This is a genomic window from Bradyrhizobium sp. 31Argb (assembly GCF_043638955.1).
Classification (GTDB): domain Bacteria; phylum Pseudomonadota; class Alphaproteobacteria; order Rhizobiales; family Xanthobacteraceae; genus Bradyrhizobium.
In genome coordinates this window covers 1-12,532 of record NZ_JBEGDB010000236.1, presented here as the reverse complement: position 1 = coordinate 12,532, position 12,532 = coordinate 1, and the positions used below count along the sequence as shown (strand labels likewise).

General features: G+C 57.6%; 8 protein-coding genes and 1 pseudogene. 6 read left to right on the top strand and 3 right to left on the bottom strand.

The genetic code is table 11. The annotated features are described in order from the left end of the window. Window positions 1-205: 205 nt before the first annotated feature. The 5 genes and pseudogenes from AAFX91_RS31715 to AAFX91_RS31695 all read left to right on the top strand — a co-directional run. Window positions 206-1,243 (top strand): glycosyltransferase family 2 protein, encoded by a 1,038-nt coding sequence (locus AAFX91_RS31715; protein WP_394569224.1) that lies wholly within the window; start codon window positions 206-208, stop codon window positions 1,241-1,243. Window positions 1,244-1,320: 77 nt separating this feature from the next. Beyond that, window positions 1,321-1,599, top strand: coding sequence for a hypothetical protein (locus AAFX91_RS31710; RefSeq protein WP_394569223.1), 279 nt, complete (start codon window positions 1,321-1,323; stop codon window positions 1,597-1,599). Between the two features lie 425 nt (window positions 1,600-2,024). Next, complete coding sequence (locus tag AAFX91_RS31705) at window positions 2,025-4,787, top strand: Ig-like domain-containing protein (protein ID WP_394569222.1); 2,763 nt, start codon at window positions 2,025-2,027, stop codon at window positions 4,785-4,787. Between the two features lie 220 nt (window positions 4,788-5,007). Then, window positions 5,008-6,813 carry a type I secretion system permease/ATPase gene (locus tag AAFX91_RS31700; protein WP_394569221.1) on the top strand — a complete coding sequence of 602 codons (1,806 nt, stop codon included), beginning with the start codon at window positions 5,008-5,010 and terminating at the stop codon, window positions 6,811-6,813. Next, window positions 6,753-8,123: pseudogene (locus AAFX91_RS31695) on the top strand (HlyD family type I secretion periplasmic adaptor subunit); the annotation flags it as partial. The gene AAFX91_RS31700 and the pseudogene AAFX91_RS31695, both read left to right, overlap by 61 nt. A 643-nt stretch (window positions 8,124-8,766) precedes the next feature. Here the strand turns inward: AAFX91_RS31695 and AAFX91_RS31690 are convergent. From AAFX91_RS31690 to AAFX91_RS31680, 3 genes are all read right to left on the bottom strand, one after another. After that, window positions 8,767-9,273 carry a hypothetical protein gene (locus tag AAFX91_RS31690; protein WP_282526402.1) on the bottom strand — a complete coding sequence of 169 codons (507 nt, stop codon included), beginning with the start codon at window positions 9,271-9,273 and terminating at the stop codon, window positions 8,767-8,769. Beyond that, window positions 9,251-10,081 carry a hypothetical protein gene (locus AAFX91_RS31685; protein WP_394569220.1) on the bottom strand — a complete coding sequence of 277 codons (831 nt, stop codon included), beginning with the start codon at window positions 10,079-10,081 and terminating at the stop codon, window positions 9,251-9,253. Before AAFX91_RS31685 ends, AAFX91_RS31690 begins: the two co-directional genes overlap by 23 nt. A gap of 349 nt (window positions 10,082-10,430) precedes the next feature. After that, window positions 10,431-11,297 (bottom strand): glycosyltransferase family 32 protein, encoded by an 867-nt coding sequence (locus tag AAFX91_RS31680; RefSeq protein ID WP_394569219.1) that lies wholly within the window; start codon window positions 11,295-11,297, stop codon window positions 10,431-10,433. 611 nt (window positions 11,298-11,908) lie between these two features. Here AAFX91_RS31680 and AAFX91_RS31675 point away from each other — a divergent pair. Beyond that, window positions 11,909-12,514, top strand: a complete 606-nt coding sequence (locus tag AAFX91_RS31675; protein WP_394569218.1) for an acyltransferase — start codon at window positions 11,909-11,911, stop codon at window positions 12,512-12,514. The last annotated feature ends 18 nt before the right edge of the window (window positions 12,515-12,532 follow it).

The following is a 12,532-nucleotide window of genomic DNA, read 5'->3' as shown; positions in this document are numbered from 1 at the left end:
AGGCTTCCTCCTAAAAGAAAGCCTTGAATCACGTTCAATCTGATTTGAGAATCCCAAGAGTCCACACGGCCTAGTGCATTTTGGCGTTGCCGTCAGAGAATTTCTGGGACTGGGTCTGTCGGAGGCTGCGTTCGAACACGCGCAGGTCTTTAGTGGGCGACGGTCATTCGTCAGCGTCGACAGCAAATGAGAAGGTGTCCGGGCTATGTCGACCGCTAGCGTCAAACTTGCTGTCATCATCGTCTCATACTGCAATGCCGATGATGTCGATCGTTGCTTGAAGTCACTCGCTCGTTCGGATTGGGATCACTTTGAGGTCTTCATTTGCGAAAATGGCGGGGAAACAGCCTACGGGAGATTACTGGCTGCGCTCGTGGGGTCGGATCGAACGTTGCAACGAATTTCCGATGCGTCGGACACTCTTGACCAGCCACAGAAACGACTGGTCTCAGTGGCGAAATGCCGATTTCAGAATCGCGCGAATGTCGTCCGAGTTGGGCTCGCGACCGAAAATCTCGGTTACGGAGGCGGCGTCAACGCGTGGCTAGAGCCACTACTCGGCGTCCCCGACTGGGGTTCAGTGCTTGTCCTTAATCCCGATACCGAAGTGGATAGCCGTAGCCTGTCGGAATTAATTGCCAAGTCTGCCGAGGGATTCGGCATGGTTGGCGGAAGCCTGGTTTTCGACAACAGCCCCGACAAGGTCATCAACTACGGATTGCATTGGTCCCGTGTGACGGGCCGCGTCGTCGCCGTAGGAAGGAATGCGCCAGCGGGTAGCGCACCATCGGCCGAGGACCTTGGCAGGATCGATGCCGTAAGCGGCGCGTGTGTTCTGGTAACGCGAGCGTTCGTCGAAGACGTCGGTCTCATGGCCGAGGACTATTTCCTCTATATGGAAGACCTCGATTGGGGACGCCGGCGGGGAAAGCACCGCATTGGCTTCGCGAGCAAAGCTGTCGTTCGCCACATTGGGGGAACGACCATCGGATCTGCCGTTGCCCTCGAGAAGCGCTCGCATCTCTCGATCTATCTGTCTGCTCGCAACGGCATTCTCTATGCTCGGCGCTTTGCGGGATGGCGCTGGATCTGCCATTTCGGAGTCGGGCTGTTGTTTGCAGCGCGATATATGCTCAAAGGCTCCTTGTCGGCCGGAAGAGTTGCTTTCGTGGGCTTGCTGGACGGCGCAAAGGGCAAGACGGGGCGGCCGGACGCCGCGCCTGGGCCGCAACAGCTTGGTTGATCGGCGCGCCGATCCCAATCAGATCCAAGCACACGCCATTGGTTTGAGGTTACCCGGATGGCGGAGGGAGCGACGGCATGTCAACTGTCCCCTCCAATACCGCCCCAACGGCAATCGATCCGAAAATCGACACGAGTATGTTCTTGATTTTGGCGGGCGAAATGCTCGTTTCAATATCTGTATTTTCCAACCGGTGGGCGTATTCAGCGCAGGTATCTGATGGCAGATCCATCGATCCTCGACGGTTCGATTATTTAATCGTTTTTGTCCCCAAGATAATATTGACGGGGCAGGATGATTCGGGGGCTCCCAGTATTCCCCAGCATATGTTGAGGCTCGCCGTTACAGCACTATGAAACGAGTGCCGCGCGAAAAACAAACCGTTCTTGCAGCTATCGGGTCCTATTAAACGCCGTGATCTTATTAAATGCCTTGATGCGAAATTTACTCTGCACCAGAACTGCCAGAAAGCCGGCGTTTTTTCGCAATCCAATTAACTGCGCCGAAATTGTCGCTCCTTATCTTGAGGCCATGGTTGCGGTGCTCAGAACACCGGATTTATTCTTCTTGTGGTTTTTCGAGCACACTGAGACTTTGACCAGGGTAGCTAAGAAATCACCTTGGGTGGGCCGTCATGTCGTCCCAAAAAAGCCTCTGCCAACGACCAAGACGCATACCCGGGCGCTGCGCTAGCAGAGCTGCACTTGGGGTATCGTCGCTCGGGACAAAATTGGGCGGGTGCCTGGGACAAACTAGATAGGCACTATTAGGAGAGAACTAGATGGTATCCATTCCGCTGAGCTGGAATGACCCGATGTTTAACAGCGTCACTAATATCAATGGCGCTTCGGTTGCACAGGGCGGGACGCTTTCGAATAAGAGTATCAGCGACATGTCCAGCGGCGATGCGTCGGTCGGAGGCACGGGCTCGTTCAACCTCGACACCGTCCGCATTGATTCAAGGGAAGGCGTGCGCGTTGGGACCGGCGGCGACTTCAACATCAATAACTCGTATATCGAAACAACCGGACTGGCGGGCGATCACGCCGATGGTATTCAGGCCTATGCCCCCGGGGCCAGCGGGAATATCACCGTCACAAATTCATCTATTGTGTCCCACAACAACTCAAATGCGACCGCTGGAATTTGGATTGCGGATAATTATGGCGGGTCGCTCACGCTGGACAATGTGATGTTCGAGGGCGGTCCGTATGGACTGCGTATTGCCGCCGATGATCAAGATATCACGGTAGCTCTCAAGGACGTGTATTTTGTGGGACCCTTTGGTGGTGGCCCGCTACTCTTTCAGCAAGTGAATGCGAAAATACACATCACTCAGTGGGAAAACGTACGCACCGCGACGATCGTGAATGGTCAACTCGTTCCGGGCGATCTCATCCCGGCGCCTTTGCCGGTGGAAGGCGGCGGCGCTCCGAGCACGCCTCCGAGCAACCCTCTGGACGCGCCGGTGATCGCTTCATACTCGAACGACACAGGAAAAGTCGGCGACGGTATTACCAGCGACAACACGCTTCAGTTGAAGGGGACCGCTGCGGCAAATAGCACCATCAAGATCTTCGACGGCACGAAGCAGATCGGTACTACCACTGCGAATGCGAGCGGGGGTTGGGAGTATATTACGTCGGTGCTGACCAACGCCCAGCACGTGCTGAAGGCAACGGCCACCAACACGAGCGGCCAGACCAGCGCCGCTTCTGCCGCGCTTACGGTGACGGTCGACAATATTGCTCCGACTGCCCCGGCCGTGAAGAGCGATTCGGTCGTCGACACGAACAAGGTGCTGTTGTCCGGCACCGCCGAGGCGGGCAGCACGATCAAGGTCTATGAGGGGACGAACCTGGTCGGTACCGGGACGACGGCCGCGAATGGTACCTGGAGCATCACCACTAGCGCCATGTCGACCGGATCTCATACGCTGACGACCACGGCGACGGACGTTGCCGGCAATGTCAGTGCTGCCTCGCAGGTGGTCGATCCGGTGATCGGTGGCCCGACGACGACGCCGCCGACGCAGCCTTCCGCGACGCCGAAGATCGTCTCCTTCTCGAACGACAGCGGCAAGGCCGGAGACAACATCACCAACGACAACACGCTGACGCTCAAGGGCACCGCCCAGGCCAATGCCACTGTCAAGGTGTTCGATGGCAACACTCAGGTCGGGTCCATCAAGGCCGACGCCAGCGGCAACTGGAGCCTGACGACTGCGGCGCTGAAGGACGGTGCTCACAGCTTGACCGCCACCGGCACCGATTCGTCCGGGAAAGCCAGCGCGACGTCCACAGCGCTCGCCGTCACCATCGATACCACGGCGCCGACCGCGCCGGCGTTGAAGGCGAACTCTGTTGTCGATACCAACCACGTGCAGTTGTCTGGAACGGCCGAGGCTGGCAGCACTGTCAAGGTCTATGACGGGTCGAATGTCGTCGGTACCGCCACGGCGGGGACGACGAACGGGAGCTGGAGCGTCACCACCAGCGCTCTGTCGAACGGCACTCACGACCTCACCGCGAAGGCAACGGACGTTGCGGGCAATGTCAGCGCCGCGTCGCAGCCCTTCCATTCGGTGATCGGTGGTGGATCGACCACACCGTCTGGATTGACTGGCCTTGTCCAGGTCGACAACCATTATTTCCTCGGAGCTACCGGCCCCGAGCTGAAATATAGCGGCGCCGCTGTGACAGCCGGCCAATTCGATGACTGGATTCCAATCAGCTCAGTCAAGCTGGATGGCGGCGGCTACGATGTTGCGTGGAAAGACTCAAGCGGGCAGTTCACCTTCTGGACTACGGATAGTCAGGGCAACTTCAAGTTCTACCCGACCCACGGCGTTGCTCTTGCTGCCAACAGCACAACGGTCCAATCGTATGAGACTATTTTCCATCAGGATCTCAACGGGGATCACACCATCGGTGTTCCGGGCACAACCCCGACAACGCCAACGACCCCGACAACCCCAACCACTCCAGCTTCAGCGGTGAATTTCAGTTCGCTCACCACGAGCTCGAGCAATGTAGTTACGATGAAAGGCACTGCTGATGCATTCAGCCAAGTCAAGATGTACGACGGCAAGGCGTATATCGGGACGACGAGTGCCGGTGCCGACGGTAACTGGAGCTTCACGAGCACGTCTGCCGTATCCAACACCGTGCACTCGTTCAAAGCGGTAGGGGTCGACAGTGCCGGTCACACAACGGCCAGTTCGGGTAGCGCGATCCTTGGCTCGACAGGCAGCAATACGCTGACGAGCACATCGGGCAACGACTTGTTCGTCGGCAAGGGTCATCCAGACACGTTCGTATTCGCTGCGAATTTCGGTAAGGATGTCATCAAGGACTTCGCTGCTTCCGGGCCCTCGCACGATGCGATCCAGTTCAGCAAGAGTGCGTTCAGTGACTTTGCCAGCGTTCTCAACCACGCTTCGCAGGTCGGGCAGGACGTGGTCATTGCGAACGGAGCTGACTCGCTCACGCTGAAGAACACCAAGCTTGGTGCACTGCAGAGCCACGACTTCCATTTCGCGTAAGCGAAGGGGCGCAATAAGTCGAAGAACATTCAGCGCCGTGGAGATTAATCTCCACGGCGCATGTTAGGGGACACGTGCCATGACTAATCTTGGACGGCGGGGAGATGTCTCCCCGTCGGTAAATATTGAGGAGATGGAAGTATCGCGATGGGCGATATTTATCGCCGCCTTAGGACTTCTGGCAGAGCGGGCGCGATCATCGTCGCGAGAGCTCACCAGGTTGGGCGAGCGTTCGGTCGAGATCGTGCGAGCGCGGCTGTTTGCCCGCCCGCCGCGTCCTGCCGACTTCTACGATGAGCCGCAATCCGAGATATCGGCATTCCTGAGTTCGTGCCGTCGGATATTCTGGAGCCTTGCCGCCTTCAGCGGCCTGAGCAACCTGCTGATGCTCACCGGCTCGTTCTTCATGCTTCAGGTTTATGACCGGGTGCTGCCCGGTCGCAGCATCCCGACGCTGGTCGCGTTGTTGGTGCTGGCGATGGTGCTTTATCTGTTCCAGAGCGGCCTCGACCTCGTCCGAAGCCGGATCAGTGTTCGGATCGGGCGTTACCTCGATGAAAGGCTCGGCCTTCGTGTGTTCGATGCAGTCGTGCGCCTGCCGCTCAAGACGCGCGGTGATGGCGACGGCCTGCAGCCATTGCGCGATCTCGATCAGGTCCGCAGCTTCTTGTCCGGAGGCGGGCCGACCGCGCTCTTCGATTTGCCCTGGATGCCGATCTATCTTGGCATCTGCTTCCTGTTCCATTTCTGGATCGGCGTGGCCGCGCTGTTGGGCGCGCTGGTGCTGGTCGGAGTCACAGTCCTGACGGAGACCCGAACGCGCGGTCCGGCGAGGGCCTTCTCGCGTCTCGGGGTCGCGCGCAACGCACTCGCCGCCGAGGGGCGGCGAAACGCCGAGGTCCTGCAGGCGATGGGGATGAGGCGGCAGGCGGCGCTGCGCTGGCAGGACGTCAACAGCAAGTATCTCTCGGCGCATGAGCAGGCGAGCGACGTTGCGAGCGGGCTCGGCGGGCTCTCGAAGTTCTTTCGCTCGTTTCTGCAGTCGCTTGTTCTTGCGGTCGGTGCGGTTCTCGTCATCAACCAGGAATCGACCGCCGGCATCATCATCGCCGGCTCGATCCTGACGGCGAGGGCGCTTGCGCCCGTGGAGGTGGCGATCGCGAACTGGAAGGGATTCGTTGGCGCCCGACAGTCGGCGCATCGGCTGGATCGCTTGCTGAAGCTCCTCCCCGACGAAGTTTCGCCGCTTGGACTGCCTGCGCCCAAAGAGGCGCTCGTCGTGGAGCAGCTCTATGTCGCGCCCCCGGAATCAGAGAAGCTGACCCTCTCAGATGTCTCCTTTCAGTTGAAAGGCGGCGAGGGCGTGGGAATTATCGGCCCCAGTGGGTCCGGTAAGTCGACGCTGGTTCGGGCCCTGGTCGGCGTCTGGCCGCGGCTGCGCGGCAAGATCAAGCTCGACAACGCGGCGCTGGAGCAATGGTCGCCCGACGCGCTGGGCAAGCACATCGGCTATCTGCCGCAAGACGTCGAGCTGTTTGAGGGCAGCATTGCCGTCAACATCGCGCGGTTCGACCTTCAGGCCACATCCCAGGGGGTGCTGGATGCCGCACAGGCAGCCGGCGCGCATGATCTCATCCTCTCGCTCCCGGATGGCTATGCCACCAAGGTCGGCGAGGGCGGAATGGCCCTATCCGCCGGTCAGCGGCAACGCATCGGGCTCGCCCGGGCACTCTACGGCAATCCCTTCCTGGTGGTGCTTGATGAGCCGACATCGAACGTCGATTCCGAAGGCGAAGAGGCGCTCACGGAAGCGATCCTGAATGTTCGCCGCCGTGGTGGCATCGTGGCGGTGGTTGCGCACCGGCCGAAGGCGCTCGAAGCGGTCGACCATGTCCTGGTGATCGGCGAAGGAAGGCTTCAGTCGTTTGGGCCGAAAGAGGAGGTGCTCAACAAGGTGCTGCGACCAGCAGCTCCGCTCCGGGTTGTGGCAGACGGGCAGGGAGGCGGACGATGGATCGCCAAGTAGTCCAACTCGTAACGCCGGCGCTGCACTCCATCCAGCGCTACATCATCGTCGGCATGTTCATGGTCGGCTTCGTCACCTTCGGTATTGGCGGCTGGGCTGCGACGTCGCAATTGTCGGGCGCCGTGATCGGCCAGGGCGTCGTCGTGGTGGATTCAAGCGTGAAGAAGGTCCAGCACGCCACCGGCGGCATTGTCGGCGAACTGCGTGTCCGCGACGGTGACCGCGTGAAAGCCGGAGATATTCTGATCCGCCTCGACGAGACCCAGACGCTTGCGAATGCAACGATCGTCACCAAGAGTTTCGACGAATTGCTCGCTCGCCAGGCGCGCCTTGAGACGGAGCGCGACGGCGCCGATCAGATCGTATTTCCGCCGACGCTGCTTGAACGGGCGAGAGACAGCAAACTGGAGGCGGGGCGCGCGATCTCGGCGGAGCGCACCTTGTTTGATCTGCGCCGACAGTCCCGGAGCGGCCAAAAGGCGCAGCTCAAGGAGCGCAAGGCACAGCTTCAGGATGAGATCAAAGGTTATGCCGGTCAGGCCGAGGCCAAGCAGAAGGAGGTCGACTATATCCGCCAGGAACTCGAGGGCGTCAGGACGCTCTTCCAAAAGAACCTGGTGCCGATCACGCGCCTGACCGCGCTCGAGCGCGACAGCGCGCGGCTGGAAGGCGAGCGTAGCCAGTTGAGCGGCATGATGGCGCAGGCAAAGGGAAAGATCGCCGAAATCGAGCTTCAGATTATCCAGATCGATCAGGACCTGCGAACCGAGGTTGGCAAGGATCTCATCGAAACGCGCTCCAAGCTTTCTGAACTCACCGAGCGGAAGACCGCGGCGGTGGATCAGCTCAACCGCATCGATATTCGCGCGCCGCAGTCCGGCCGCGTTCATCAGCTTTCGGTTCACACCGTGGGAGGTGTGATCGCGCCCGGTGAGCAGATCATGCTCATCGTGCCCGATGCGGACGCCCTCGCGGTCGAAGTCAAGATCGCACCGCGCGATATCGATCAGGTGTATGCCGGCCAGACCGCGACCATGCAATTTGCGGCGTTCAATCAGAAGACGACGCCAGAAGTCGACGGTGAGGTTAGTATGGTGTCGGCGGACCTGACGCAGGACCAGCGGACCGGCGGGAGCTATTACACGGCGCGCATCCTGCTCAAGGCGGACGAGCTTGCAAGGCTCGGATCGGCCAAGGTGGTGCCGGGCATGCCGGTCGATGTCTTCATCAAGACGCCGGCACGAACCGCGCTGTCGTACCTGGTCAAGCCGTTGCGGGATCAGGCCGGGCGCGCATTCAAGGAACGCTGAGATTCGCGAACTGGCGGCGTGGTGGGTCATCGATCATAGCGCGGGTGACCGGCCCGCTCGCGAAGACTCCGCCATCGATATTGATGCCTTTTGGCCGGCCGGACCGCGCTGGTCCGGCCGGCCGATGTTGTGGCCAGAGATCGGGCTCATTGCGCGTCGCTCGGAACTAGCCGAATCAATTCCGCAACGCCCATGCCAAGTAAGCACGTCATGGAGTGCGACGGTGCATCGCTATTTTATGTATATTAATTTTATAATATAAACTTGAATATATGTTCAAAACATTTATTGTTTTAATTGCGACAGTAGTGATTTTGAGGACTGTTCGGCTCAATGATTGATTGGTTGAGGGGTGAGGTTGTGTGGGACGGACGGGTCCTTTTGGTTCCCGCAGCCGTGCCATCCGGTCAGGCCATTTGCAGGATACCTCGTGAGACGGTTCACGTGCTGCGATTGTATTCTGACGCGATCGGTCGTGAGATAAATCTTGAACGGCGGAACATAGTGGAGAAGCTTGCTCCATTCCTCATTACGAAGCTGGCCCGAGCCAACCACGGCGAAGTCGTTGAGTTGTTCCCTTGGGAGGTCGACGACTAAAAGGGCGATGCCGATCCGTCCGACCTGAGGGATCTCCAAAAAACAGTCATGAATTGTGTTTCGACGGATCCGCACGACCCAGTCTCGTGGTGGGACTTTGAAGCTCACCCCACGGAAGTCGTTCGGCGTTGCAAGACGAGTTCTCCGCCACATTGATGACAGGCGAAACGGTTCTGGTCAGACGAAGTTCGCGAAGAAATCTGGACCAGAGATAATCTAGCACGGTCCAGAATACCGGTTGCTGCGTATACAGCTCGCCGCGAAAGACGACGAACGAGCGTTGCGCTCCTGCGGTAAGATGCCGAATGAGGTTCGCGTTCGATCCATCGGGGGTCAGCTTTGCGACGTGCATTTCGCATGATGCTGTAGTGGCGCGGATGACCAGCGTTCCGGTCTCGTAGGTCGTGACCACATTGAAGTGCTTGCGTTCAAGAAATTCAACAAGGTCTTCCTTTAGATGACCTTGATAGTCAGGCGGGAGCACGATCTTCCATGCGATGGCTAGCGCGAGCGCGGCGGCAAGCGCTCCCTTAAATACGCTGGAAAAATTCACGCCTCACCCCTAGCAGGCAGCAACCGAGGATCAAGCCCAGCATGAGGATATTGCTAACAGCAGCTCCCAAATCGCTATGGAATGTTTCGTAGTGCCATTGGCTTAAGCCCATCAAACTCATCCGCGTAACATTCACCGCGATCACCGACGCGCAAGCCAGTAAGCACCAGAACACATCGTGGGTAGATCTCTTATGGTCGACCAATCGGCTCACGGTAACCCAGCAGAGAAATGCAAGCGACATGTTTGCAAGCGAAGAACAACTTGGCAGGATGACCAAAACTCCCGAACCGTCGGCGAACTCAACGATGTCTCCGGTCCGGGGAGTGTGCAATAACCAGCCGACAAGCGAGGCATCCATCCGCAATATGAAGTCGGCAAAGAACTGAAACAACAGCCGGCTCCAGAGCACAGGCACGGTGGTTGCCACCAATATGAAAGCACCACGCCGAGATGACGGATTTTCGGTGAAGATGATGACGTAGAAGCCTAACGCCGTTACTGCGAGCCAGCTCAAAGCGCCGATTGGCAGAATGACCAGAAATGCAAATGCTGCGCCTATGGCGAGTTCGAAAGAACGAATCCCAATCGTTCGATCTTGAAGAACGAGGTATACCCCCGCGGCACACGATACCCAAACAAGTACGCTTACCTCGAAGGTTTCAAAGAAGGCCTCCACCCACCCAAGCTTGTTTATCGATTGGATGACGCGTGCCGCGAGCCCACTTAAGCAGCCAAGGGCAAAGAGTCCCGCGAAGAACTCGCCGCGCGACTGATCGCTCGCCACTTTCGATAGGTTTCGGGTCAAGATTAATTCATTTAAAGTAGTCATTGCGAGTTAATAGCTCGATTTATTTACTTTATCCACCGTTTTTGCGATGACAGAGGTTTTTATGGTCAGGCTCTGGTCTGAATCGTTGATGGGGCCGTCCTGAGCGGTGGATGGGCGCGCCGGGAGCGGATTCCATGCGAGGAGCTAGCTCACGCTATGTCGCGGCCGTGGCAGGCCCGCTCACCAAATCGAGTTGCTATACACTTCTTGCGTTCCATACAGTGCAACCCGATCGGTTCGGAGCAATATACTCGAAGAAGCCAGCACCGGGAATCTGGGGGTTCACATTGCTGCGTGGTTGCGCAGAGTCTGCAGACTCTATTGTCTAGCCGTTTTTCATTTCTCTATGGAAGTTCTCTAAGACAAAGTGGCGGTACACCTTACGCGCCTGAACGTAGATATGGTGCATAGGCATCGAACACCAACCTTCCATTGAGACTACGGGGTCTGAACGTAACCCATAATACGTGGTGCTGAAGAGATTATAGTGACCGGCTCCGTTATATATGTTGTATTGCAACGACAACTCAGTCTCATTTGCAACCATGCGGTAACTGTTCGTGCTCATGAGGGGTTCAATAGCCAATGTATAGGCTATAGGGCCTGTTGTTTTCCAGACGCCCCTGCCTCCGACGCCGTGTACCCACGATCGGTAATTTTGAATGTTTTTCAGGACCTGTTCAATCACTCTCCTCAGAAACGGATGGCCAGGCACGGTTATGATATGCCACTGCTGCACTTCCCGTTTTCGGTCAAAGCCAAACTCTTTTTGCATGCCCCAACCAGCGAACGGCTCACCAGGCTCATTACGCCAATGCGCTAGAATGAACTTGTCGTCCGGTCGAATAACGCTGTCGAGGGGCTTGAGAGTTGTGCTTTTGATATCAAGATAGACGCCTCCATGCTTGTACATGAGGAGATAGCGGAAAAGGTCCGCTCGCGCTGCTCCGTACTGCGGATTGATCCTACGGAACAGATTACTAATTTCTGCGCCATAAGAGTTGACGATAAAAGTATCGACCGCTCGATCGTCGTACAGTCGATATTCCCAACCCGGGTTCATGGCTTTGATGGCTTGGATATTGTCTGCCAAGACGTCAGATAGCCGATTTTTCGAGGGGCATGTTTGATGGATAATCCGGGGAATTTGAGATCCCATATCAAAGGTCGGAATTTCGATTGGAGCATTCATGCTGATCTCCATACGTCGTACTTCGAAGGGCGATTTGGTGTGCGGTGGTATGACGGTGCAAAACGTCGCCTTTGTAGAACTCTCCTACCTAGGCGGATACGACGGCGGGCGCAGCGAGGCGCCAAGGTCGTGGAGGCAACCGCGAGGGGGTCGGCGGGACCGGGGGCCTGCGCAAGGTCAGTATCGTGCCGCGAGCCGATGACCATCCGATCCGGCCAACCTTGTGATCTTAGCCTGAGCTTTGGAGAGTATCGACTTCAGTAACGTGTTGTATCTATGGACATTTATAAAATGCGCTTGCAGGCGTGCTACGACCATTATCGTCTGCTATCGTGAGGCTTTAGTCAATTAAAAGGTTGATCTACGACCGTTAATATATTCTATTTAATTGGAAGGTTGGAAATATTAGATGATGGTGTAAAGTGGTTTATTAAATCCCGCTGGCGTCATGGGGGAGCACCGTATACTTGCGGCCTCCGGCGGCTGCGGGTGACGGAGAACGCGAGATGAGCAGCAGGCCTCGCGTGGCGGTTCCCGTTGCGTCCTCGTTCGACGCATGATGGTGATACAATGAAGCCCGCCCAGGATTCGGCTGAACAAGAGGGCTTTGGATGTCGCCAGACTTCAATTCCGGAATGTCCGAACAGCGCGTCGACGAATGGCTCGGGCTCGTCAGGCGTTTTCTGCAGATTCTCGCAGCGCGCAAGAAACGTCAGTTCTCCCGAAGGGTGTCGATCGGCGATCTCCTCACAGAGCGAGGGGATAACGCGGCCGCGTACGGCTTCGGCGAGGGCACCACGATGTACGACAACGTACTCGTGCTCGGAGACGTCCGAGTCGGCCGGCATACATGGATCGGACCCGGCTGCATTCTGGACGGTTCGGGCGGAGGCTTGCAGATCGGCGATTGGTGCTCGATATCCGCCGGCGTTCAAATCTATACACATCATACCGTCAATCGCTCTATCTCGCTCGGCGAGAAGCCGGTTGACTACGCTCCGACCAGGATCGGAAACGGTGTCTATATCGGTCCGAATTCCATCGTTCAGATGGGCGTGACCCTTGGCGACAAAGCCATCATTGGCGCGAACTCCTTCGTCAATCGGGATGTGCCGGCGGGCGCCAAAGTATTCGGATGCCCGGCCCGAATGCGAGAAGCTGAAATGGACCCCGATTGTGGGACCACGTGCTTAGTTGGAAGGGGCTGCTCCGTTTGATAGACGGAGCGCATGATG